This window comes from Bacillus cereus, assembly GCF_002564555.1.
GTDB classification, from domain to species: domain Bacteria; phylum Bacillota; class Bacilli; order Bacillales; family Bacillaceae_G; genus Bacillus_A; species Bacillus_A cereus_K.
The window spans coordinates 44,448-70,104 of sequence record NZ_NUVD01000014.1; the positions used below are offsets into that span (position 1 = coordinate 44,448).

The window sequence follows — 25,657 nt, forward strand, 5'->3', positions numbered from 1 at the left end:
CCCATTCATTTCATACTAGCATATATAATCCTTTCTCTATTACAACTTACATAACGGAGGTATAACATGACAAATAAAAAGGACATGCACTATATGCTCGCTCTATATGGCATTCTTTTAGGCTCTATAGTAGGGGCTACAGTTTGGTTATTTTTAGTTACGCTAAATATCGGAATCCACTTTATTTGGGGATATTTACCTAACCTTTTCTCTTCTCCCCCTTATTACACTCTTTGTGTAACAATCATCGGCGGTATCCTCGTTGGTTTAACACAAAAATACTTCGGTACATATCCACGTCTTATGCCAGAAGTAATGGGTGAATATAAAAAAACAGGTAGAATTGAATACCGTTTTGTACATAAAGCTACTTTAACTGCGCTTATTGTTTTAATATTTGGAGCTAGTCTAGGCCCAGAGGCCGCACTTGTTGGAATTATCGGCGGGCTTTGTACATGGGTAGGAGATCGCTTTAAATTCGCTTTAAAGGGAATGAACGAACTAACAGAAGTTGGAATTGGTGCTACTTTAAGCGTCATTTTTAACGCTCCATTATTCGGTTATTTAGCTCCGAATGAAAATGAGGGTGAACAAATTAATGGGTTTTCTAAAAGAAAAAAAGCAATTGTATATTTAACTACTACTTTTGCTGGATTTTCTGTTTATTTATTGCTTAGTAAACTCGATAATCGTGGATCCTTTATTGTTGATTTTGGGGAAGGATCTCTTTCAATCAATGAATGGATCGCCTTTCTCCCTCTTACTTGCATCGGTGCTCTCGTTGGTTTCTTGTATTTCAAAGTAGAATTTACATTAGAGAAAATCATCCATCCTTTCCGCGAATACAAACTAACACTTGGAATTATAGGTGGTATTTTATTAGGAATTGCGGGGACTTTTCTCCCATATACATTATTTTCAGGGGAACATCAATTAAAAGATTTAGTCGTTGAATGGAGCCATTTATCTTTTTGGATATTACTTCTTTCAGGAGTTTTAAAATTATGTGTTACTGCCGTTTGTTTAAATACAGGTTGGCGCGGCGGACATATTTTCCCAATTATATTTTCTGGGTCAAGTATCGGATTCGCGATGGCTTCCATTCTTCCTATAGATCCAATAGCATCTGTGGCCATCGTAACGACAGCAATCTCAAGCTATGCATTAAGAAAACCGATAGCTATAACATTGCTATTACTTATGTTTTTCCCGCTTAATTTACTATTGCCGATGCTCGGAGCAGCAGCTATCGGTAATGCATTTCCACTTCCTAAACATAACGAAGCTACAAATTAATAAAAATAGGCAGTAGGGGTAAAAACTCCACTGCCTATTTTTATTACATATGCTGCTTTAATAGTGCATATAAACCTTCAAAATTATGCACTTCATATGTTGGCACAATCCCGCTATCATTTGGTTTTTTTTCTGGATTAAACCAACAAGTATCAATTCCTGCTACATATCCACCTTTAATATCGGCGCTTAACGAATCTCCAATAATGAGCCCTTCTTCAGAAGCGAAGTTAGGAATACGTTCAAAAACATAATCAAAATACTCTTTCATCGGCTTTTGAAAACCTATATCTTCAGAAACAAAAATATCTTTAAACAAGGAATGTAATCCTGCATTACGTAAACGTTTATCTTGCGTCTTAGAAACACCGTTTGTCACTATATATAAATCATACTCATTTTGAATTTGATTTATAAACTCAAGCGCACCTTGTATGAGTTGATTCCCTTCTTCTAAGTAGATGCGATAATTATTTTCGAATAATATCCCATCTACTTCTTCCCCATACTCTTTAAACAAAATGGAGAATCGTGTATTCACGACTTCATCACGGTTTATTTCACCTTCTTCAAAAGCATCCCAAAGACCTTTATTAACTTTTTTATAATGTGCTTCAATCTCACTAGTCAGAGGCATTCCCTTCTCCTTAAAAAGCATGCGTAATGCTACCTTCTCAGCCTTTTGAAAATCTAGTAACGTATCATCTACATCAAATAGCAATGTTTTATATTTTTTCATAAACCCCTCACACTCTCTTTTCTACAAAAACAAATTTAAATAAATCGTATCATTCTTTCTTGTAAAAATAATAGGAGATATCTCATACTACAATGAGAGGTGAAACTATGAAGATTAGCAAAAATAAAGAAGAAATTTATCAATACATACAAATTCACCAATTCGATACTCTTTTTTCTTTTCATGTCTTTCCATATGTAGAACTGCATTCTTTTCAAAAGAAAGAGTTGATATGTAAAGAAGGAACCGACCTCCCTTATCTCTATTACTTAATTTCTGGGAAGGCAAAAATATATATGAGTCATAAAAATGGGAAGGTGTCCTTAATTCACTTTATTCAAGAGCCTTCGTTCATTGGGGAATTAGGATTAATTGGCGTAGAATCCGTTACGAAAGCAGTTGAAGTAATCGACGATTGTATTTGCTTAGCGCTTCCTCTTAAAGATTGTCAGCATCTTTTATTGCAAGATGCTATCTTTTTACAAAACCTTTGCAAATTTATTGGAGAAAAAACAATTACTCGAACAGAAAATTACGCCAAAAACTATAGTTATCCATTCGAAAATCGATTAGCTGCGTTTATTTTATTAACAGAACAAAATAATTGTTATACGGAAAAACATACGGAGGCCTCGGAATACTTAAACGTCAGCTACCGTCATCTTTTATATGTATTAAACCAGTTTTGCCAGCGAAACTATTTAAAAAAGAAGGCCGAGCATATTATATACAAGATCGAAATCAATTAGAAAAGCTTGCCGATGAGCTGAAAATATAAAAGAACAGCATTAACATAAACGTTAATGCTGTTTCTTTGATTGACAATTATAATTTCAATTAAAATTTGCTTGCTACTTTAGCCGCTTCTTCAAGACCTGCTGTAATGATCTCTTCTGCTTTATCTGGGAATTTGTTATGCCCTTCAATAACTACCGTTTCCATATTTGTTGCGCCAAAGAAGCCCATCATGCTTGCTACATATTTAACAGCCATTTCTACTTCAGCTGCTGGACCTTCAGAATATACGCCGCCACGTGCATTTAATAACGCAATTTTCTTATCTCCAATAAGCCCAACTGGACCTTCTGGTGTATATTTAAACGTTTTACCAGCACGGTTTAAATAATCAATATATGTGTGCAGTACTGCTGGAATTGTTAAGTTCCATAATGGGAAACCGAAAACAACTTTATCAGCTTCTAGGAATTGATTTAAATACTTATCAGCAACTGCTACTGCTTTTGCTTCTTCTTCTGTTAAATCAAATCCTTTACCTGCTTTAAATGTACCGTTAATCATGTCTACGCCTACATATGGTAATTCTTCTTTATATAAATCAAGTTCTACCACTGTATCATTTGGATGTGCTTCTTTGTAATTTGCTAAAAATGCCTCGTATAATTTCACACTTACTGCTTGGTCCGCTGGGCGGTTGTTCGCTTTTACGAATAAAACTGTTGCCATTATTTCTTCCTCCTGCTACTCTGTCTTACATTGTTATATATTACTTACGAAAAAGGATTACTCCCTTGTAATTGTTGTTGCTTACAAATACATTTTATCTTGATATCAAAGTAATTTCGTCCTCACATAGACGTATTTTTCCATAAAAAAAGTCCACCTTCTAAAGGCGAACTAGGTCTTACGACTTTCGTCTTATACAATCCCATTCTTCACTGCATATAATGCTGCTTGTGTGCGATCGGATAAGTTTAATTTACTCAAAATACTGCTTACATGCGCTTTAACTGTTTTTTCTGTAATAACTAAAACAGAAGCGATTTCTTTATTGCTCATTCCCTTTGCTAACAGCTGTAACACTTCGTTTTCTCTTGCCGTTAATACATCTACATGAATGAGATTTTCCGCCTCTTTCTCTTCCTTCGGTAATGTTTGAGAAAGAAGCGCATTTGCTATATCAGGATGTAATTGAATATTACCTTTGTGCGCGCTTCGAATAGCTTCAACAAGTTGATCTGGTTCTACATCTTTTAAAATATAACCACTTGCCCCAGCCTTCAATGCTGGCAGTACATGTGCTTGATCAGAAAAGCTCGTTAATACTATCACTTTCACATTCGGATATTCTTTTTTTATGCACGCTGTTGCCTCCACGCCATCCATTTCGGGCATATATAAATCCATTAGTACAACATCAGGATTTGTTTCTCCTACTTTCACTAACGCTTCTTGTCCATTATTTGCTTCTCCGACTAACGCTAGATCTTCCTGTGTACTTAAGAAAAATGCTAATCCTTTTAAAACAACTGTATGATCATCAACTAACAATACTTTTATTTTCACAAAATTCCCTCATTTTCACATCATAATGGCACATTTACTTTTATACTCGTTCGTTTTTTTTCACTTACAATTTTAATTGTTCCACCAATCAATTCTACTCTTTCACGCATCGTTGTCATGCCAAGAGACTTCTTCTCTTTTATGTCTTTTTCTCTAAATCCATTTCCTTGATCTACTATTTCTAACGATACATGTTTCTCAGTTACTTTAAAATAAATCGTCGCTTCTTTTATACCCGCATGCTTACTTACATTGTTTAGCGCTTCTTGCCCAATACGCCATAATGTTTCTTCTACTACACGTGGTAAATCACGAACACCTGTAACTTCTTCCCTAATTTTCAATCCTAAATTTTCACCGTACTGCTTTAAAGCTGGTAATAACCCTTTCTCCAACCCTGCTGGACGAAGCTGCCAGATTAATGTCCTCATCTCTTTTAAAGCCCCTTGCGCCAGTTCACGCATCTCATGCAAAGATCCATCTACCTTTTCATTTTGACCTTTTAAAACCGCCTCAGCGCCTTTCGTCATAAAGGTTAATGAAAATAATTTTTGTGAAACTGAGTCATGTAAATCTCTTGCTAATCGATTTCTTTCTTCCATTCGTACAAGTTCACGGCGCTGCTCATTTAATCTTAAATTCTCGATTATTAACGAGATATGATTTGCTAGTGCCTGTATTACATCTATTGTATTAACATCAAATTCTCCATTATTCAAACTAACACACAAAACACCAAATATATGATTTTGAATATGTATTGGCGTAGCAATAACAGCTCTATTTAAATGTACACTATGTCCAATTTGATATTTGAATAGAACCGGCTCATCTTGTTCTAGCGCCTTCTTTGCCGCTTCTTTTACATCCTCTTGTAACTCTTGCTGACTATAAGATGCTCGCAAAGATAATTCCTTTTCTTCCCTAATAAAAAACGCCACTTGATTCCATTGAAATACTTCACCTACGTGATTTACCACTTTTTCAGGTAATACATTAAACTTATGAATCGTTTTTAACGCTTGAATAAAACGTTCCAATTTCACGTAATACTGTGCTCTTCGCTTTTCATTTTCATATAATTTTGTTCGTTTTAAAGCCGTACCAATTTGGAAAGCAACAGATTGAAGCAACACTAATTCTTCTTCCGAAAAATGTGTTTTACCTGGGCTTGCCACATTTAACACACCAAATTTTTCTCCTCCGGCCTTTAAAGGAACTGTAGCATGATGAAGGATTCCTTCTGTATCTCCCCAATTATATTCAATTGCATTATTAATTCGTTTACATTCAATAATATTAACAGCTCGCTCTAATTTCCCATCTACAAAACCGCGTAAACACCAACATTCCCCTTCACACATCGGGCGCTTGTTTTCATATGTAAGTGCTTCTGGTAATTGGTAATCGATTAACTTCGTATACTTCCCGTTTTCATCCGCAAGAAAAATCCATCCTGTCGTTAAGCCTGTTACACTAAGTAATTTTTCTAGGACTGCTTGCAATACATGGTAAGTATCATTTGATGTATTTAGCGTTTCTGCAATTTCTTTTAATATAACTAATTCATTTGTACGATTATCTCGAAACATACCAAGTCTCCTACATGCAAGATTTTAAATCGCTTCTAAAATAAATCATCTACTTTTCACTTTGTACTTATTCATAACATTGATATAATGGTGAAAACATAGTTTTCATTATATCATTTGAGGGGGCTTTCATAATGACATTAAATAAAGCACTTACTATCGCTGGTTCTGATACAAGTGGCGGTGCTGGTATACAAGCAGATTTAAAAACATTCCAAGAACTTGGCGTATACGGAATGACATCTCTTACGACAATCGTAACCATGGATCCACATAATGGTTGGGCACATAACGTATTTCCAATCCCAGCTTCTACATTAAAACCACAATTAGAAACAACAATTGAAGGTGTTGGCGTAGATGCTTTAAAAACGGGTATGCTTGGATCAGTAGAAATTATCGAAATGGTTGCTGAAACAATCGAAAAGCATAATTTCAAAAATGTAGTAGTTGACCCTGTTATGGTATGTAAAGGTGCAGATGAAGCATTACATCCCGAAACGAATGATTGCTTACGTGACGTTCTTGTTCCAAAGGCATTAGTTGTAACACCAAACTTATTTGAAGCTTACCAGTTAAGTGGTGTGAAGATTAATTCTCTTGAGGACATGAAAGAAGCAGCGAAGAAAATCCATGCTTTAGGTGCAAAATACGTTCTAATTAAAGGCGGAAGTAAGCTTGGTACAGAAACTGCAATCGACGTCCTATATGATGGAGAAACATTTGATCTTCTAGAATCAGAAAAAATTGATACTACAAATACTCATGGTGCAGGTTGTACATATTCTGCTGCAATTACAGCAGAACTTGCAAAAGGAAAATCTGTGAAGGAAGCAGTAAAAACTGCTAAAGAATTTATCACAGCTGCTATTCGTTACTCATTCAAAATTAACGAATACGTAGGCCCAACTCATCATGGTGCATACCGTAAATTCGTTGCACAAAAAGAGCTTGTCTAACTGATTAAAAAACACCCGCAGAGTTCATACATCGTCTCCGTGGGTGTTTTTTCTGGCCATCTTATCTTTAAGACGCAGAACTGACCTGATTTCTACCATTTCTTTTTGAGTAATATAACGCGTCATCAGCCTCTTGAATAAACTGTTCCGGTGATTCTTTGTACACTGAAATCCCTACTGAAACTGTAATTTTTATCTTTGTTCCATTTAACAATTGGAATGAATGTTTTTCAACAGCGTTACGAATTTGTTCCCCAAGACGACTTCCATAAGCTAGTCCCTTCTTCGGTATCAAAAGCGCAAACTCCTCTCCACCCTTTCGAAAAACCAAATCTGGAAATGGTGAAATTTCTCGTAAAATAAGCCCTATTTGTTTTAACACTTCATCTCCTGCAGGATGCCCATACGTATCATTTACATACTTAAAATGATCAATATCTATAAATAGTAAACAAAGTGAATCATTTTTCATACTCTTATTAGCAATATGACGATTCATCTCTAAATCAAACTGCCTTACGTTTCCTAAACCTGTTAATGCATCTATCGTTGCATACTGTCTCATCGTTTGGAATAATTCATTGGATTGCAATACGTAATTTGCGCTTATAAATGTGATATATGCTGCAACACTACTACAAACTAAATATAATGACACTATAGATATATCCTTAAATAAAATAGAAAGTGGTACTACTAAAATAGACAAACTATATACATTAAACCATATCCATTTTGTAAATATAGAAACTTTCATCTGCCAAATGAAGATAATTCCAATACCTATCAATACAATAGTATAACAGGCCAATTCAGAAGCTAAAGAGTACTCAGTAAATGCTAGTCGAGTGATAAGAATAATAGCAACTGTTATACTGCTAGCTATCGGACCTCCAATTATAATTGCCAAAATAACAGCTAGATAACGTAGATCCAACATAATCTCTTCAATATGCACACCAAAATGCATCAACAGTACACTCAATATTCCAGTAAAAATACCTACTACACATTTTTGCCAAAAAGAGATTCCTTCTTTTAATGGTTTATCTCTTAAAAGCTGACCTCCAATAAAAATAAAGGAAAGAATAATTGTTGTGTTTACAAATAAATCTCTTAACATAAAATAATCTCCCTACTTTTCCATCTATCCCTTTCCCCGTTTTATTGTATACGAAATGCCTATAATTCCCAAAGCTTTTTATTTATTTTTTTCTGTTCCACGTGAAACAGAAAAAAATAAAAAGGACGAAAATTCGTCCTTTTTATTAACAGCATCGGGATATCTTTCCGCCTTTTGCATTAAATCTAGCTTCTTGTGCCTCAGCAAAGAATTGCTTTTGACATATTACCTCTTCTTCTGGATGATGCTTTTTCATATGGTCTACATATGTTTCATAACTTGGGACTCCAACAAGTAAACTAATAAATTGTTTTCTTTTTCCCCATACTTGCCGCATTCTTTTAAGCATAGTTCCTCGACTCACTTTCATCTCTAGGAATATATGGCGCTTCTTTTAACGGCATCGGCTTATTTCTTAATACTTGAATCCAAATTCGAATTGCCGAAATTAATACAGCAATTACAACTATCATAAAAATTCCGCATAGCGCCGCATCAATATAATCATTAAAAATAATTTGTTTCATTTGGGCGACATTTTTAGCTGGTGCTAACACTTTTCCCTCATCTAACGCTCCCTGAAACACCTTTGCATGGGATAGAAATCCTATTTTAGGATTTTCATGAAATAGCTTTTGGTAACCAGCTGTCATTGTTACAATAAGCAAGCCAACAGTTGGAATAAGTGTAACCCAAACATATGCCTTTTTCCCCATTTTGAATAAAATTGTCGTACCAAGTAACAATGCAATGCCTGCTAACATTTGGTTTGCAATACCGAAAAGTGGCCATAACGTATTAATTCCACCAAGCGGATCTACTACCCCTTGATATAAGAAATAACCCCATCCTAATACACATAACGTTGTAGCTATTACATTCGCTATTGTAGAATCCGTTCTCGCAAACGGCTTATATACATGCCCTAAAATATCTTGAATCATAAATCGTCCTACACGCGTTCCTGCATCAATTGTTGTTAAAATAAATAGTGCTTCAAAGAGAATCGCAAAATGATACCAAAATGCCATCATTGCCGTTCCACCTATTACTTGTGAGAAAATATGTGCCATACCTATCGCCAACGTTGGTGCGCCACCTGTACGTGATAAAATCGTTTGCTCTCCAACGTTTACAGCAAGGTCTTTTAATTCATTTGGTGTAATAGCAAATCCCCATGAAGAAATAACTTGAGCTGCCTGCGTCACATCTGTACCGATCAGTGCTGCCGGACTATTAATCGCAAAATAAGTGCCTGGTGTTAATACACAAGCCGCAATCATAGCCATAGCTGCTACAAACGACTCCATCAACATTGCTCCATAACCGATTGGCTGTGCATGTCCCTCTTGTTCAATCATTTTTGGCGTCGTACCTGATGAGACGAGAGCATGGAATCCAGACACAGCACCACAAGCAATCGTAATAAATAGGAATGGGAATAAATTCCCTGAGAAAACAGGACCTGTTCCATCAATAAACTGAGAAACTGCTGGCATTTTCAAATCCGGTGCTACAATTAAGATACCGATGGCTAATCCAAGTATCGTTCCTACTTTTAGAAATGTACTTAAATAATCACGTGGTGCTAAAAGCATCCAAACTGGTAATGCTGATGCAATGAATCCATATACGATAAGCATAATAGCAATCGTTTCACCACTAAACGTGAACATACTTGCAAGTGTTGGATTTTCAGCTACATACTGTCCTCCAACAAGAGATAAAATAAGTAGAATAATACCAATTATTGATCCTTCACCGACCCGTCCAGGTCTAATGTAGCGCATGTATACTCCCATTAAAATAGCGATAGGAATCGTTGCTGCTATCGTAAACATTCCCCATGGGCTTCCAATAAGTGCCTTTACTACTACTAATGCTAGTACCGCTAATAAAATAATCATAATGCCTAAAATACCTATCATTGCAATGAGCCCAGTAACAGGACCAATCTCATCTTTAATCATTTCACCTAATGATTTACCATTACGTCTCATCGAAGCAAATAGAATGACAAAATCTTGTACAGCCCCAGCGACAACTACCCCAACAATAATCCAAATGGTACCTGGTAAATAGCCCATTTGCGCTGCCAGAATCGGTCCAACTAAAGGTCCTGCCCCAGCAATTGCTGCAAAGTGATGTCCGAATAATACCCACTTATTTGTCGGAACATAATCCTTTCCATCATTTAATATATGGGCTGGCGTTTGCCGATTATTGTCTAAACCAAAAACCTTTCTCGCTATAAATCTACTATAAAATCGATAAGCAACTGCATACACGCATACTGCAGCTACTAAAAGCCACACAGCATTAATAGTTTCACCTTGCGATAAAGCTATTACCCCAAAGGCACCTGCTCCTACTGCTGCGATAACTCCCCAAAGTAAAATCGACTTCAACGTCTTCACATACAATTCCCCCTATACTACTTCTTAGTGGAGATTGTACTAAATTTTCTGAATATTTAATTTGAATCCTCCTTATCATGAAGGATTTTTAGGTTATCATGTTAAAAAACTCTCATTACCTGCTATAATTCAATTTTATTTCGAAGTCGTTTTACATAATTACGGCTAACTGGAATCGGTTGCTCATCATATCTATCTAAATACAAATTATATGTACCATTATAATAAGGCTTTAGTTCTTGTACATATGACATATTAATTAAATAGCTTTTATGTACGCGTAAAAAATCATACGCACTTAGCTTATTTTCTAATTCTTGAAGTGTATATGTTGAAATATAATGATTATTCGTTGTATAAATGGAAACTGTTTTATTTTCTTTATTTTTACTTACATATACAATATCTTCCGGGAAAACATATCTAATTCCCTCTTGACCTTCTATTGGTAGTTTTCGCAAATAACTCTTTGCTCTCTCACCTTGCTCTTTACCCATTCTATATAAAAGAAATTGTAAATCTTCTTCACGAAATGGTCGTAGTAAATAATAAAATGCTTGGAAACGAAATGCTGCAATGGATTCTTCTATATCCTCACCCATAAAAATAAATTTCGTATAACAATTTACTTCCCGTAATAAACTCGCATATTCAAAACCAGTACCATCTATTAATTGCGAACTTAAAAAAACAAAATCAGGTGTATGTTTTTTCATTATTAGCAAAGATTCTGTTCCTGTTTTCGCTTCGAAACATTCTATGTTTCGAATATTCTCAGTAAAGTTTTCAACTAGTTTTCTTCGCTCTTCTGTCTCTTCCATGATAAGTAAAATTTTCATTTATCCAACCACCTAATTCCTTTGTCCATATGTCCTGTTGTATACATTCGCTTTATTAAGAAACAATCCCTTTTTCTTACTATACCATTATTTATCTAAAAAAACAGAAAAAAGGAAACCACCTCGGTTCCCCCTCTCCTTTTACACTAATTCTCGTTGCTTCGTTTCTTGTCCAAGTATAACTACAGCAAGTGCTCCAATTAAAATGGATCCACAGAAAATCGTAAATATTAGCGAAAGTGACGCTTGTGCACCAACTAAATAACCTACTAATAACGGGCCAATGATACCACCAATACGACCAAATGCGGCTGCCATTCCTGCACCTGTACCACGAATAACTGTCGGATACTGTTCAGGTGTATAAGCGTATAATGCACCCCAAGCACCTAAATTAAAGAACGATAGTAACATGCCTGCCACGATTAAAACTGTTAATGAATCTGCAACTCCAAACAAGTACGCACTACACGCTGTACCGATTAAATAGGTAACCAAAACAAACTTACGCCCAAGACGTTCGATAAACCAAGCAGCTGTGAAATACCCTGGAAGTTGAGCTAATGTCATAATAAGTACGTACTGGAAACTTTTTATTAAACTAAATCCTTTTAATACCATTACACTAGGTAACCAAAGGAATATTCCATAATAGGAAAATACAACACAAAACCATAAAACCCATAACATAATGGTAGCTTTACGATATTCTCCAGACCAAACTGACTTTATATTCTCGATAACAGACGGTCTTTTTTCAACCTTTTGGAATCTCGGGGAATCTGGTAAGTTCCATCTTAAATATAAAGCATATAGTGCAGGAACCGCACTTAATACCATGGCCACTTCCCAACCATATTTCGGAATAACGAAATATGAGATAAGAGCTGCAATTAGCCACCCACCTGCCCAAAAACTTTCTAATAGCACAACTATTTTGCCACGTTCATGTGCTTCAACACTCTCTGATACTAGTGTCGAGGCAACTGGAAGCTCTCCGCCAAGCCCCATACCAATTAAAAATCGTAGAACGAGGAACACCGAGAGTGTCGTCGTTAAAGCAGTTAAACCACTACCGATAGAAAATAGTAATAATGTAATAATAAAGACCGATTTCCGTCCTATTTTATCTGATAGTATCCCAAAAATGAGCGCTCCTACTGCCATACCAATTGAGTTAATACTACCTATCCAGCCCATTTCTTGACTAGTTAATCCCCAATCTTTTTGCAGTGCTACCATTACAAATGAAAGCATTCCAACATCCATTGCATCGAATAGCCATCCAAGCCCCGCTATACCAAGTAGCTTTCGCTTCGAAATTTCTTTTATTTTGCCCACAAGAAGTCCTCCTTACACAAGTGTCTTTACACATCATTTTACATGTGTGAATTGTATAAGTAAAATACTTTCGTGTAAAAAATTCTCCTTCATCATTCCCAAAAAGTAAAATGCTTATCCCGCTATTTGTGGCAGTAAAAATCCCGCCTCAAAATCCAGCTGGAGTAAAGAAGTTAGTTGGGAGCCCTGCTGCCCGTAAACGCCCGGTTGGTGTGGGCTAATAATCAGTGAGGAGTGAACAAATAAAAAAAGTAGCGATGTTCCGCTACTTTTTTGAACGCATTACTTCTTTTAAAAACTCAGCCAATACTAACTGACGACGCCAGCGTGTTGGATTACTACATAATCTATAAAACCATTCTAAGTTAATAGCTTGGATCCATTTGGGCGCACGTTTTACCTCTCCGGCCCACACATCTAAACTACCGCCTACTCCAACAGCCATTTTCGTTTCTAAACGATGCTTATTGTTTTGGATAAAGTTTTCTTGTCTTGGGAAACCAAGTGCAACAAGTAATAGATCTGGTTTTGCTTCTTGAATGCGAGAAACAATATTCTCTTCTTCTTCTTGTTTAAAGTACCCATCTTGTGTACCCACAATAGATACCGCCGAATACGTCTTCGTTACATACTCTGATGCAGCTTGTACAACATGTGGTTTTGCACCTAATAAGAAAACAGATACTGGTTTATTCTCTTCCGATAACTTCGCTAATAAATTACACATTAAGTCAAAACCTGCCACACGCTCTTTTAAAGGTGTACCAAGCATACCACTTGCTTTAACAACCCCGATACCATCAGGTGTAATTAAATCTGTATTTAATAATGTTTTATGGAATTTTTCATCCTTTTTTGCACACATAACAATTTCAGGGTTTGCTGTTACTACCTGAAAAGTATGAGTTTGCTCCACTTCTAATTGTTCCTTTAAATATTGGACCGTCTCATCCATTGTCATTGTAGAGAAAGGAACACCAAGAATATCAACTGTTTGTACTGCCATAATTAACTATCCTCTCTATTATTAAAGGTTTTTCTCTATTAATCGCTTATATGTTTCTTTCGTATCTTCATATAACTTTTGTAGTGAGAAATTCAGAGTAGCATGCTCATAAATATGTTTACCCATTGCTGCTAATTCTCCAGTCTTCCACTTATCATAGGCCTCTTCTAATGCCACCGCCAATGCTTTCCCATCACCAGTTGGCACAATCCATCCGTAAGTTTCATCTGCAATTAACGGTTCGATTTCCCCCGCTCTCGTCACGATAGATGGAACGCGTTGATTTGCCGCTTCTAACAGAACTAATGGGAATCCTTCGCTATGTGATGTTAATAAGTTTACATGCGATGATGCAAATAATTGTTTTACATCTTGACGATGCCCTAAAAATTCAACTTTATCATTAATCCCTTTTTCAGTAGCTAACGCCTTTAGCTCTCCTTCTAACGGTCCGTCACCAACTAATAATACTTTAATTTTCTCCAATTTTGTTTGTTGTAACGCATCGAATAGAACTTCATGTCCTTTAACAGGATGCAGACGTGCTACTTGGATTGCTGTAAACACATCTTCATCAATATTAAACATTTCTTTTTTATTATAGCCATCTGCTTTTTCCTGATCATATTCAATTCCGTTATAAATCACATGCATCTTTTCGTTTGAAATACCTAATGCCGCCAAGCTCTTTTTCAATCTATTCGTTACAACAAAAAATAAATCTATATTTTTTAAGGCTTTTAAATTTAACTTGGTAAAAATCCAACCTTTTAAGCCTTGTTTAGTAAAATCTTGAAATGGATCACTATGAATTGTCGTTACCCATTTTGCCGCGAATTTCTTTTTCATTAAAGAAACAAAGAAATTCGCCCTAGGACCGTGTGTATGAACTACATCAAATTTTTCTTTATTGATGAATTCACTTATGTTTTTTAAAATGGATAAATCATAGCGAGATTTTTGTGAAAACACATGAACTTTTATCCCTAACTCTCTTGCTTCTTTCGCAACAATTCCATCTTCAAATACTGCTAATTCTACTTCGCCAGTTGGAAACTGATCGAGCAGTGAAATAATATGTGTTTTTCCTCCACCATCTTCTGCTCCTGCATTCATATGCAATATCCTCATATTTTTTCCTCCTTTAAATCCTCGCTACATTTCCATCTATATTTATTTTACTGTACTAAAAAATAAAAGCTAACAAAAGTTAGCTTTTATTTTTATCATTCAATTTCTAGATCTACGATTAGATACGCTAACACTACTACAAAGTAAATCCCAACTCCTGGTGCTGTCAAAATATGCCCTGCAATATATGCAATACCTAATGCTAATAATAAGCTTACTGAAATCATTCCATATTTTATATTAAATATTTCCTTAAATCTCGTAACAAATGCTAGTAGGATTCTTAGGCCATAATAAATAAGTGGAAGCATCAATAACGCAAAACCAATAATCCCAAAATCATAAAACCAATCATGGAAGTCCATTTCAATTAACTTTGGATCTGGCTGCTTTTGCTCATTATATTTAAAGTTACCTGCATAACCCATTCCGAATAATTTTTGTGACGTTGGTGCTTCATTAAAGAACTGCTTATGCCTTTCTTCATATACTTGACGTCCACTGAAAATAAGATTCTCTTGATTTTCTTTCTTTTGCTCTTTCTCAAGCTCTTTCTTAACTTCTTCTTCTATCTTTGCTTTCTCTTCCGGCTTTTCAGCCTTATGTTGCTTTTCTTCTTTTTCTTTAACTTCTTGTTCTTTTTTTATTTTATCTTTAATTTCTTTTTCTTTTTGCCCTTGTTGTGCTACGTTTTGTTCTGCTAAATAGTTAGTATGAATACCCATATTTTGTGCTAATGGTGTCTTTTTAAACGTTCCAGCAACACCAGCTAATAGAACAATAGCAATTAATGCATTAAGTACAAGAGCTTTTTTGTTTGGATTTTTTCTATCAAATAATAATTGTAGTACAATAATCCCGATTGCTGCCGCTAATGTAGCACCAATTGAACCCATTCCTACTTTTGTTCCAACTTGAATTAAAGAGTAAATCATTAACAGCGATGGAATCCAATATAAAACGTGTTTCATGCTCTTTGTTTTTTGAATAGAATATAGTACCACAATAGGGAAAATAATAGCTAAGATTGATCCTAGTTCATTACCTGCGTAGAACCACCCTCGGGAACCAACTTTCATCCATTCATAACTACCAAAGTCTGTAGATGTTGAAATAGAGATCACCATAATTACGTTAGTGATTAATGTAGAATATACAATACTATTTCTAACCTTATCACTAATGTTAACCGTCTTTTTCAATGATTTTAAAGCTAAAATGTATGAGCCTAGCATGACATATATATATAATGCCTTCGCAACAAACTTAACTTCTTCACCAAGTACAATAGGATTCTTAACCATTGTATTATTAATAAATCCTATACCTAAAACTACTGCTAATACTATTAGGTAAATTAAAAACTTCCTATTTTCCTTCTCTCTAGCCTGAATTAAAATGTAAATACCACCAACGGCCATGATAAGAAATCTTACCAAAATCCCAACAGTGGCATTTGCTTTTAATACAATGATGCTAAGAGAAGTTAATAAATCCAAAACAGGCTGTAAAATAATAAAAAAGAGCAAAAAATGCTCAAATCTAATCCTAGCTTGATTTGCTAACATTCCAAAGACCTCCATACAAATCTTTACATTATCTTTTAATCATAGTTTTCTACTGTCTAAACATACTTAGCAATTATAACATAACTCATATTTAAATTGAGAACTATTTTTCATGCCGAAACTAGTCAAATCAAGCATTCATTAGTACTAAGAATTATTGTCCTTTAGCTATACTTCCCTATTCCTACTAAAACTATCTAACACCCTTTTATTTATTTTCAACATAGAAACGTTTAATCACTTTATATGAATTTAAAAATGATTGTATACTAGAATAACACCCTTTTCGCTAATCCACAGCAAAAAATTATAAAAATTTATCTTTCCACACTTTTTTATTTTATCAATCGCTTTCTTTTAAACATTTTCAAACGCTTTCTTTATGTATTTCATCCGTTTTTCTACATGTAACGAAAAGTAATTGTTATTTCCAAAACTTTAGTGTATATTTTTTCTCTGGAACATCTTTAGGAGGAAGGGATTACAGCCATGTTATTAATCGACATATTTACGTTTCTTGGCATTATCGCCGCTGCTATTTCCGGTACATTAGTTGGTTTAAAAAAAGATTTAGATTTATTCGGTGTTCTTTGTTTAGCTGTAGCTACTGCGCTCGGCGGCGGTATTATTCGTGATATTATGATCGGTAACCTGCCTCCTGTCGCATTTGTAAAACCCATTTACTTTTTCGTAAGCGTATTATCAGCACTATTTACTTGTATGTTTTTTGAACGTATTAATAAACTTCAAGTCGTTATTATGCTTTCTGATGCTGTTGGCTTAGGTGTTTTTACAGCTATTGGTGCAAATGCAGCAATGTCACATCACGTTGACGCATCATTTTTAGTAGTTTCAATGGGAGTCATTACAGGTATTGGAGGCGGTATTTTGCGTGACATTTGCGCTCAAGATATCCCTTACGTATTCCGAAAAGAAATTTACGCAATCGCTTCTATCTTAGGAGCAATTAGCTTCCTAATCACACATGCAATGGGCGCGCACGTATTAGCTTTCTATGTTTGTTTATTAGTAACATTCGTTATTCGTGTCGTCACTGTAATATATAATGTACATTTTCCAGTTTTCTTTAAAACACATGCTAAAATTAATAAAGGCCATTAAGAGAATTCTGCATAGAATTCTCTTAATTTATATACCATTCTATACACTAATATGGAGTAATTGCATATAAAAATATATAATTATATAGGAACCTAAATTGAAAACGCTTTACAAACAGGGGGAAGAACGATGCTTGGTTTTTTAAAAAAACATAATAATAAAACAAACGCCAGTATAATTGAATTAAGTAAGGGCCAACAAGTAACTTTTAACATACCTGCTAATTCTGAACTAAAAATCCAAATGGATATGCTACATATTTCAAAAGAAGATTTACAAATTGTAAAAGTACTACAGCCTTTTATTTATGCGGAGATAGACTGGATTACGGAGAAATTCTATGCCAATATTACAAAACAACCTAATTTAATTACTACTATTGAACGGTACAGCTCTATTCCAAAACTAAAACAAACTTTAAAAACACATATAAAAGAATTATTCAGTGGAAATATGCACGAAAATTTTATTGAACAACGTGTTAGAATTGCCAAAAGACATGTACAAATTGGTTTACATAGAAAATGGTATACTGCTGCATATCAAGAATTATTCCGCTCTATCATGAAGATCTTGCAAACAAAAATTACAACAATCGATGATTTTTCATATTCTATAAATGTAATAAATAAATTATTAACACTCGAGCAAGAACTTGTTCTTGCGGCTTATGAATCTGAATATGAAAAAATCCAAAAAGAGCATGAAAAAGAAAAAAATATAACGGCCATGACGATTACGCATATTGCAACAGAACTAGCAGCTGTATCCGAAAAAACGAGCTCTTCTATTCAAAAACTATCGACTAAATCAGAAACTATTGTAGCGATCGCCAAAACAGGTACATCATTAGCTACAACATCCGAAGAAAAAGCGAATAAAGGGAAAGAACAATTAAACCAACAAAACAAACGAATGGAATACATTCAAGCGAATATGGAAACTATCATTACAGATACTCATGAACTTCTCGATATTTCTAACAAAATTAACGAAATTATAGATATCGTGAAATCAATTGCGGAGCAAACAAATTTACTCGCACTGAATGCCGCTATCGAGTCTGCACGTGCCGGAGAATTTGGTAAAGGTTTTTCTGTCGTAGCTGGAGAAATCCGAAAGTTATCCGAGCAAACGAAAGAATCTATATATAACGTTACAAAGCTCGTTGAAAAAACAAATGAACAGATTATTCGTGTCTCTTCTTCCGTGAAACAAATTAGCTCTCTCGTATCTGAAGGGACAGACAGTATGTCTGCGACAGATCAATACTTCCAAGAAATTGTAAAAGATATGTCTAACTCGAAAGAACAGAATAAAAAAATTGAAAATGAGTTAGAAATTATTTCACAAGTAATGAAGGGGATTCAAGACGATTCCTCAAAAATGGCTCTAACAGCTGATAATTTACAACTAGAACTAAACCGATAAGATGAAAGTTGGTAGTCAGTGGTGATGTTTCATCTTCACTGACTACCAACTTTCATCCTCCATCAACAAAAAAAAGAATCCAAAAAGGATTCTTTTTATTTTCTGAAAAATATTTTTTGACAGTAAACATAACTCGTATAAACACCAAAGCTTTGTAAAATAAACAATGCCGGTACAATAATATTGTAATATGCCATATCTACTTGGAAGATTCTTAACAATACATATCCACTAATTAACAGTAAGAACAACATATATCCTTCGTTTTGTTGTGTCTTAATAAGGAAATATAATAAAGCTACAGCCATAAATAACGTTACCACTACATATGTAAGTTTTTCGTATTTAAATAGAATAGAATTTACTCCCTCATCTGAAAACTGATTTATTACTGGTTTTAAAAGGTTAAATCTTTCTTCTTCAATCTCTTTTAGCTCTTGATCAATATGCCCTGCTACACTTTGATTTTTCGGTATTTCCCCCTCATTTTTACCTTCTCCAATTAAGACAGCTTGAACATACGTCTCATTGGAAATCGTATATTGTGACATTCCCATTGTCTTAATTCCGTAATTCACACCAAAATGAGTACTATAAAATAAAATAAGCATCCCTATCATCTTTAAAAACACTTTTTGTTTCGTTGCTGATTGAAAGAATTCAATTAATAGCACATATACAGCGATAAAAATAGGAAGGAATAACCCCATTGGGAAAATCATATTGCTACATGCAAATAAAATTGCCGAAAACGCCCACATATAAGGATGATCTAAGCCTTTATGTAAAAGTATGTAACAAGCAAAATAAAATAGAAATATTGCGAGTGATTCCTGCGTTAATAAAGAACTCATAAATATATTTGGAATATATAAAGCGTAAAACACAGACGCAATTCGACCACATTCTTCCCCAAAAATCATCGCTGCAATACGATAAATGAAAAATACGGTTCCTGTACAGAACAAAATATTAAATAACTGTAAAATAAATACCGTATCACCAAATATACGAATAACAATCGATTCATAAATAATAAAAGGTAACTGCATTACATTCTCTATATTATTACCAATTACAATCTGCTTTGCAGCCTCATACATAGCCTTCATATCACCGATTACTGGAACGTCTACAAATAGAACCACACTAAGTCTCACAACTGTAGATATACTTATAAGAAAAATAAGAAATTGTTTATCTGTAAAACGATATTGTAAAATTGATGCCACTAACAAAATGAGGATAACGAAAATTGCCAATACAATTGTCACACTTGTATTACTTCCGCCCAAAAGTTGCTTGCTTGCTTCAAACGCTGACCAACAACTATAAACAAAAAATGCGAGCATCGCACCGATTATTATTTTACTGAAGAAAAATGAAAAATTTGTTTTTATATGATTCATATGTCCATTGCCCCTCTATTTCCATTCATAACAAAACGATTCTATCATGAATAGGCACACAGCTGATAGGGAATTTCTATGACAAATACATAGTCATTACTTTTTCACTTGCAATGTAAGCGAATCCTCTCTTACACTACACTTTAGACAAAACAATAATTTTCTTTCAGTTACATGAATACAAATACAGAAGTTTTAATAAAGTGGAACTTTAATCAACGGGTTTTTTATTCATCCCCACTGATTATTAGCCCTCGCCAATCCGGCGTTTACGGGCAACCCGACTCCTACCTAGCTTCTTTGCTTTACAGCCGGATTTTGAGGTAGGGCTCTTACTGCTCGCAAATAGTGGGCTAACTCTCTTTCAGAACACTTTACTTCATTAAGTATCTAGTGTTTTTTATAATTGAGGACTCCGCTTACACATATGATTGAAAAAGGAAAATAGGGGCTGAATATATGGAAAAGAAATTCATGCGAGAATCAAAAGCAATTAAAACAACACGTGTTTTTCCTAATGATTTAAATAATCATCAAACACTTTTTGGAGGGAAATTATTAGCAGAAATTGATAGTATCGCGTCAATCGCTGCTGCGAGACATAGCCGTAAACATTGCGTAACGGCATCTATCGATTCCGTTGATTTTTTAACTCCAATTCACCAAGCGGATTCTGTTTGTTATGAAGCATTCGTATGTTATACAGGGAAATCTTCAATGGAAGTTTTCGTAAAAGTAATTGCAGAGGATTTATTAGCAGGCGAGCGTAGAATAGCCGCAACTTGCTTCATTACATTTGTCGCATTAAAAGATGGCAAGCCTTCATCTGTACCGCAAGTGCTACCTGAAACAGAGGAAGAGCATTGGTTACATACAACCGGTTCAGAGCGCGCAGAAAATAGAAAAAAAGGGCGTTTGAAAAGCAAAGAAATGGCTGCAGTATTAACTTTGAATAAACCTTGGAGTATTTAATACCTGATTTACCTTCCTTTTTTCTAATCAAAAAGGAAGGTTTTTTATATAAAGCACTTGTTTACATATGTTTTATATAAAATACATAAAGTTGATTTGCAAAGTTTATATGCGGTAAACTTATACAGATGTTCTTGTAATCATATTCCTTTTAAAAGGCTTATATATAAGTGTAAAACATACAAAATTTAAGGAGCTAATAATTATATGATGGAACAAAAACAAATCGTTTCCGTTGTGATCCCACTGTATAATGCGGAAAAATACATCGAAGAGACAATAGAATCAATACTAAATCAAACATATAAAAATATTGAAATTGTAATTGTAGATGACGGGAGTAAAGATCAATCATCTTCTATTGTAAAAAATCTTGAACAGAAATATCCGGGACAATTAAAATACGTTCCACAAGAAAATCAAGGCGTTTCCGTTGCTCGTAATACAGGAATTGAAAATGCTAGCGGAGAATACGTTGCTTTTCTTGATAGTGATGATTTATGGCATCCAACAAAAATAGAAAAACAAATCGAAAGCATGCATAAAAACAATATGAACGCTTGTTATTGTGGCTATATGAACTTTTACGAAGAGACTGGAGAAAAAGTTGAGCACACGACAAACTTTATTAAAGGTGATATGACAAAGGCTTTCTTAACACATCAAGTTGTTGCTCAAACGAGCACTTGGATTTTCAAAAGATCTATCGTGATGGACCACGACATTCGTTTCACGCCAGGATGTAGCTGGGGAGAGGACTTAGAATTTCTATTTAAATTAATGAGTGTGACAAATGTATGCTATGTAGATGAATACCTAACATATTATCGAATCTTATCAGAAGGAAATCTTTCTTCAAAATATAAAGATTATGAATTAAAAACAACAAAAGAATTAGAAGTGTTTAATCGAATGAAAGATTGGGTTCATACTAAGTCAAAAGATTTAATCGTGAATGATTCTACAGAACTTATTGAAATCCTTGAAACTTATTTATTCCCATATACAGTCATTAATAATGCTTGTATATACATTAAAGGTAGCTCTAAGTTAGATAAATCACAAGTTCAACTGATCAAAAGCGATATAAAGAAATATTGTCGTAAAATTTATCCGAAAAATGGAAAACGAAGCAAGAAGTTATACGCAATGCTTTGGTTTGTACGAATTAAGTTTATGTTTTCTTAAATTAAAGGTATGCTTCTAAACATTCTTTCCGTAAACAAATCAAATTTACAACTAGGACAAAGTACGTCCTAAAGAATAGAAAGGTCTTTTTCATGAAAACAAATAAAATTCTTAAAAATGCCTCCTACCTCTTTGTAGGAAATATCACCGTTCGATTTGTACTTGCTATTGCTACCATTCTCTTTGCAAGATATGTTTCACCTAGTGATTATGGGATGTTTACAATTGCATTAGCAGTTTCCGCTGTTATTTGTTATTTTACAGATGCAGGTTTAACACATACGTTTATGCGTGAGGGAACGAGAGACGGCGCTAATATTAGCGTATTAATAAGTAGTTATTTACGTATTCGTTTAGTATTAGCTATCGTAATTTCTGTGCTCTTCGCTATTTTCGCTCAGTTCTTCTATACAGATCCTTACTTACGTGCCATGGTATATTGGGTCGTACTACCAACCATGTTTGGAGCCACTTTACAAGGTGTTGGGATGGCTTACTTCCAAGTAACAGAACGTATGCAATTTACAGCGATTATTTCTGTAATACAAGGTGTAACAGCCGCAGCTGCTCTTCTACTAGGGATGTCATTTAAATGGTCACTTATGATGGTCGCTGCCATGTACGGAATATCTAGCCTTGTAACAGGAGTCATTGCCTTTATAATGACAATCCGTTATACAACAATTCATAAGGGCTGGGATAAAGGCATTTTAGATCAATTACTTATTTTCACAATCAATGGCATTATCATTATGCTTTTACCGCAGTTAGGTCCCATTATATTAGAAAAAGTTTCAACGAATGAGCAAGTTGGATTCTTTGGGGCCGCCTATAAAATACCTGCTGTTCTGTATCAAATACCCGGTGTAATTGCAGCAGCCTTTTATCCAAAGTTGTTTGCTTTTGGAAATGAAAAGAATCTTGATGAACATAGAAAACTATCTCAATTCGAATTAAAACTTATGTCTTTTTTAGGAATAGGAATCTCGATTCCATTTATCGCCGATCCAAGTTTTTGGATTGTAACTTTATTAGGTGAAAAATATGCACCAGCTGGTGATGCCCTTGCAATTTTAGCCTTTATGGTTATTTTACAATCTATCAACTACCCACTTGCTGATAATTTAACAACAGCTGGTCAACAGTGGAAGCGTGCGACAACGATGGGAATTGGATTAGCTGTTGCTATCATAAGTTACATCGCATTAGGTAGCCAATTTGGAATGATGGGAGCAGCTGTAGCTGCTATCCTTACCGAGATTACATTATTAATCGGATTTACTTTATTCGTTCGTAAAGGCTTTACATTACTATTCAAAGGTATCATATTCAATGCACTAGCATTTATAATCAGTTACGCCCTATATCGCACTGTGTTAATTAACTTACCACCACTAGTAGCTTTAACACTTACTGGTATATTGTATGGCATTATCGGTCTTGCAATTGACCCACAAATACGCGGGTTACTTTTAGGATTCATAAATAAAAAGATCGGTAAGAACATAGCATAAAAGTCGCTTTCTTTCTCGAATTTATGAGAAAGAAAGCGACTTTTTATTTATTATTATTCATATATAAAATTGTTTCTTTTAATCCTTCATAATATGGAGTTTTAGGTAGAATACCTATATGCTTCTCATATTTTTCCCCACTTAATACAACTGGTTTTTCTGTCAAATATAACATTTCTACATATTCTTTCATCTGCTTATCAAATAAACCAATGAACTTGATCATACCTTTTTTTACCGTCATTACTCGTTTTGTATATCCCGTTAATTCACGTATATGTTGAATCATCTCTTCTCCGGTAATAACGCCACACCCGGGTATGTTCCAATGTTGCCCATAAACCTCATCACGTAACGATAATTCCACCATTGCCTTCGCACCATCTGGTGTAAAAATATACTCACGTGCAATTCCCTTATCTCCAACAAAACTAGACATTTTATTTGCAAGCACGCCATTTAAAGTATGATGAACGAGTGTGCTTTCTGCTTTTGGACCGTAAAAATCAGGAAAGTGAGCAATAAACATTTTGACATCACTCTGCTCTGCCATCATTTCAAGTTGCAATCTAATTCTCCCTTTCTTCGTATGAGGCTTCTTTTCAGCATCCTCTTTAACAAGTCTTTGGCTTTGTCTTCCATATGCATAAATATTATCAACGATCCCTAACTTAATATCGTTCTCTTTTGTTACTTCTAATATATTTCTTAATAATTTAGGTTGTTTCTCTTCCCAATCTGAATATGGAATATTTACAGCATGGAATATAACATCCACGCCTTTCGCTGCATCTAGGATGTCTGCTTTTACAAATACATCTCCTGCTACTGTTTGTATATTTTCTTCTCCTTGAAATAAATCTTCCAACTTCCCCTTATTCCTTGCAAAAGCCACCACATCAATCCCTCTATTACATAGTTCTTTTGTAATTGCATATCCCATTGATCCAGATGCTCCCAGTACCAACGCTTTTCTCATCATAATTCCCCCCTTCAATTAATTAACCACCGTTCAATTAATAACAAAAAGAAAATCACTTATATTAGAAGCGATTTTGAAATAAATTCTACATGTACTTGGGCTAACCCCTTTAACTCGTCAAATGTTTGCCCACTTCCGCAATAATGCGCTACAAACCCATGTAATGATAAAAAGACAGACCATATTATCATTGCATTTATGTTTTTATTACATAAAGAAGAGACAACCTTTGCAAATTTTTCATAACTAACATTTGGACCGTCTGCTAAACATTCCTTTAACTCATCATCTTTAATTAAAAACATAATTTCATAATGACTTTGATTTTTCAAACCAAACTCTATAAAACCAAATAAAACAGCTTTTAATTGCTCCTCTTGAGATAATTTTTTTTTACTAATTTCATCTAACTTTTTATTTAGCAATTGAAAATCTTGTTCTACCATCGCATAAAAAAGTTCAGCTTTATTTTTAAAATGGTAATAAATTGAACCATGGCTATACCCTAGTTCCATCGCAATTTTACGCATTGAAGTGTGTTGATAACCTTGTTGTACAAATAAATCTCTTGCTACGTTCATAATCATTTCTCTTGTTAACTCTTGTTTGACTGCTCTTCTTGGCGACATTTTTTATACCTCACGATTTAATTAACCACTGTTCAAATATCATTATATATTTTTTCCAAAATAATGCAACTTCTTATTTTCAAAAATATACATTT

22 protein-coding genes and 2 pseudogenes are annotated in these 25,657 nt (G+C 34.5%); 9 read left to right on the forward strand and 15 right to left on the reverse strand.

From position 1 onward, the window contains the following. Positions 1–66 precede the first annotated feature (66 nt). The gene (locus COI75_RS06435; protein WP_000182460.1) at positions 67–1,296 is read left to right on the forward strand and encodes a chloride channel protein; all 1,230 of its coding nucleotides are present in this window, start codon (positions 67–69) and stop codon (positions 1,294–1,296) included. Between the two features lie 43 nt (positions 1,297–1,339). Here the strand turns inward: COI75_RS06435 and COI75_RS06440 are convergent, their stop codons facing one another. Next, entirely contained in the window at positions 1,340–2,035 is a 696-nt protein-coding gene (locus COI75_RS06440; protein WP_000760184.1) for a YjjG family noncanonical pyrimidine nucleotidase, read from the reverse strand. A gap of 107 nt (positions 2,036–2,142) precedes the next feature. Between COI75_RS06440 and COI75_RS06445 the strand changes: the two are divergent. Then, positions 2,143–2,813, forward strand: a pseudogene (locus COI75_RS06445) (transcriptional regulator YeiL). A 59-nt stretch (positions 2,814–2,872) separates the two neighbouring features. On the opposite strand, the gene COI75_RS06450 reads toward COI75_RS06445, so the two are convergent. The 3 genes from COI75_RS06450 to COI75_RS06460 form a co-directional block, all read right to left on the reverse strand. Next, positions 2,873–3,499 carry an FMN-dependent NADH-azoreductase gene (locus tag COI75_RS06450; protein ID WP_000246717.1) on the reverse strand — a complete coding sequence of 209 codons (627 nt, stop codon included), beginning with the start codon at positions 3,497–3,499 and terminating at the stop codon, positions 2,873–2,875. 192 nt (positions 3,500–3,691) lie between these two features. Then, positions 3,692–4,339 carry a response regulator gene (locus COI75_RS06455; RefSeq protein ID WP_000695796.1) on the reverse strand — a complete coding sequence of 216 codons (648 nt, stop codon included), beginning with the start codon at positions 4,337–4,339 and terminating at the stop codon, positions 3,692–3,694. A gap of 20 nt (positions 4,340–4,359) precedes the next feature. Further along, positions 4,360–5,931, reverse strand: coding sequence for a GAF domain-containing sensor histidine kinase (locus tag COI75_RS06460; protein ID WP_000488145.1), 1,572 nt, complete (start codon positions 5,929–5,931; stop codon positions 4,360–4,362). A gap of 134 nt (positions 5,932–6,065) precedes the next feature. Here COI75_RS06460 and pdxK point away from each other — a divergent pair, with 134 nt between their 5' ends. Next, complete coding sequence (gene pdxK / locus COI75_RS06465) at positions 6,066–6,890, forward strand: pyridoxine/pyridoxal/pyridoxamine kinase (RefSeq protein WP_000174256.1); 825 nt, start codon at positions 6,066–6,068, stop codon at positions 6,888–6,890. Positions 6,891–6,957: 67 nt separating this feature from the next. On the opposite strand, the gene COI75_RS06470 is transcribed toward pdxK, so the two are convergent. The 8 genes from COI75_RS06470 to COI75_RS06505 all read right to left on the reverse strand — a co-directional run bounded on the left by COI75_RS06470 (position 6,958) and on the right by COI75_RS06505 (position 16,315). Continuing rightward, positions 6,958–8,013 (reverse strand): GGDEF domain-containing protein, encoded by a 1,056-nt coding sequence (locus tag COI75_RS06470; protein ID WP_000942908.1) that lies wholly within the window; start codon positions 8,011–8,013, stop codon positions 6,958–6,960. A gap of 145 nt (positions 8,014–8,158) precedes the next feature. Then, entirely contained in the window at positions 8,159–8,362 is a 204-nt protein-coding gene (locus COI75_RS06475) for a YbdD/YjiX family protein (protein WP_000919909.1), read from the reverse strand. After that, on the reverse strand, positions 8,355–10,430 hold the full coding sequence (gene cstA, locus COI75_RS06480; protein ID WP_000854298.1) for a carbon starvation protein CstA: 2,076 nt from the start codon (positions 10,428–10,430) through the stop codon (positions 8,355–8,357). The genes COI75_RS06475 and cstA overlap by 8 nt, the downstream gene beginning before the upstream one ends. Positions 10,431–10,552: 122 nt before the next feature. Continuing rightward, positions 10,553–11,269 (reverse strand): LytR/AlgR family response regulator transcription factor, encoded by a 717-nt coding sequence (locus COI75_RS06485; RefSeq protein ID WP_000698274.1) that lies wholly within the window; start codon positions 11,267–11,269, stop codon positions 10,553–10,555. A 141-nt stretch (positions 11,270–11,410) separates the two neighbouring features. Beyond that, the gene (locus tag COI75_RS06490; protein WP_000516244.1) at positions 11,411–12,610 is read right to left on the reverse strand and encodes an MFS transporter; all 1,200 of its coding nucleotides are present in this window, start codon (positions 12,608–12,610) and stop codon (positions 11,411–11,413) included. Between the two features lie 265 nt (positions 12,611–12,875). Further along, positions 12,876–13,616: a WecB/TagA/CpsF family glycosyltransferase gene (locus tag COI75_RS06495; protein ID WP_000290758.1), complete on the reverse strand. Its 741-nt coding sequence runs from the start codon at positions 13,614–13,616 to the stop codon at positions 12,876–12,878. 21 nt (positions 13,617–13,637) lie between these two features. Continuing rightward, positions 13,638–14,747 (reverse strand): glycosyltransferase family 4 protein, encoded by a 1,110-nt coding sequence (locus COI75_RS06500; RefSeq protein ID WP_001221219.1) that lies wholly within the window; start codon positions 14,745–14,747, stop codon positions 13,638–13,640. Positions 14,748–14,842: 95 nt separating this feature from the next. After that, positions 14,843–16,315 (reverse strand): O-antigen ligase family protein, encoded by a 1,473-nt coding sequence (locus tag COI75_RS06505; RefSeq protein ID WP_000880744.1) that lies wholly within the window; start codon positions 16,313–16,315, stop codon positions 14,843–14,845. A 489-nt stretch (positions 16,316–16,804) separates the two neighbouring features. Here COI75_RS06505 and COI75_RS06510 point away from each other — a divergent pair, with 489 nt between their 5' ends. The 3 genes and pseudogenes from COI75_RS06510 (at position 16,805) to COI75_RS27770 (ending at position 18,868) form a co-directional block, all read left to right on the forward strand. Next, positions 16,805–17,437: a trimeric intracellular cation channel family protein gene (locus COI75_RS06510; protein ID WP_000924371.1), complete on the forward strand. Its 633-nt coding sequence runs from the start codon at positions 16,805–16,807 to the stop codon at positions 17,435–17,437. 249 nt (positions 17,438–17,686) lie between these two features. Further along, a pseudogene (locus COI75_RS27765) lies at positions 17,687–18,064 on the forward strand (protoglobin family protein); the annotation flags it as partial. Beyond that, complete coding sequence (locus COI75_RS27770; protein WP_439897250.1) at positions 18,062–18,868, forward strand: methyl-accepting chemotaxis protein; 807 nt, start codon at positions 18,062–18,064, stop codon at positions 18,866–18,868. The pseudogene COI75_RS27765 and the gene COI75_RS27770, both read left to right, overlap by 3 nt. A gap of 95 nt (positions 18,869–18,963) precedes the next feature. On the opposite strand, the gene COI75_RS06520 is transcribed toward COI75_RS27770, so the two are convergent. Beyond that, positions 18,964–20,277, reverse strand: coding sequence for an ArnT family glycosyltransferase (locus tag COI75_RS06520; protein WP_001015567.1), 1,314 nt, complete (start codon positions 20,275–20,277; stop codon positions 18,964–18,966). A 459-nt stretch (positions 20,278–20,736) separates the two neighbouring features. Between COI75_RS06520 and COI75_RS06525 the strand changes: the two genes are divergently transcribed. The 3 genes from COI75_RS06525 to COI75_RS06535 all read left to right on the forward strand — a co-directional run bounded on the left by COI75_RS06525 (position 20,737) and on the right by COI75_RS06535 (position 23,951). Further along, complete coding sequence (locus COI75_RS06525; protein WP_000412117.1) at positions 20,737–21,249, forward strand: acyl-CoA thioesterase; 513 nt, start codon at positions 20,737–20,739, stop codon at positions 21,247–21,249. Between the two features lie 207 nt (positions 21,250–21,456). Then, positions 21,457–22,437, forward strand: coding sequence for a glycosyltransferase family 2 protein (locus COI75_RS06530; RefSeq protein WP_000970509.1), 981 nt, complete (start codon positions 21,457–21,459; stop codon positions 22,435–22,437). Positions 22,438–22,529: 92 nt separating this feature from the next. After that, positions 22,530–23,951 carry a flippase gene (locus COI75_RS06535; protein ID WP_000856153.1) on the forward strand — a complete coding sequence of 474 codons (1,422 nt, stop codon included), beginning with the start codon at positions 22,530–22,532 and terminating at the stop codon, positions 23,949–23,951. A gap of 43 nt (positions 23,952–23,994) precedes the next feature. On the opposite strand, the gene COI75_RS06540 is transcribed toward COI75_RS06535, so the two are convergent. Together COI75_RS06540 and COI75_RS06545 are read right to left on the reverse strand one after the other, a co-directional pair. After that, positions 23,995–24,930: an NAD(P)H-binding protein gene (locus COI75_RS06540; RefSeq protein ID WP_001224014.1), complete on the reverse strand. Its 936-nt coding sequence runs from the start codon at positions 24,928–24,930 to the stop codon at positions 23,995–23,997. Positions 24,931–24,989: 59 nt separating this feature from the next. Continuing rightward, positions 24,990–25,562 carry a TetR/AcrR family transcriptional regulator gene (locus COI75_RS06545; protein WP_000074997.1) on the reverse strand — a complete coding sequence of 191 codons (573 nt, stop codon included), beginning with the start codon at positions 25,560–25,562 and terminating at the stop codon, positions 24,990–24,992. Between the last annotated feature and the right edge of the window lie 95 nt (positions 25,563–25,657).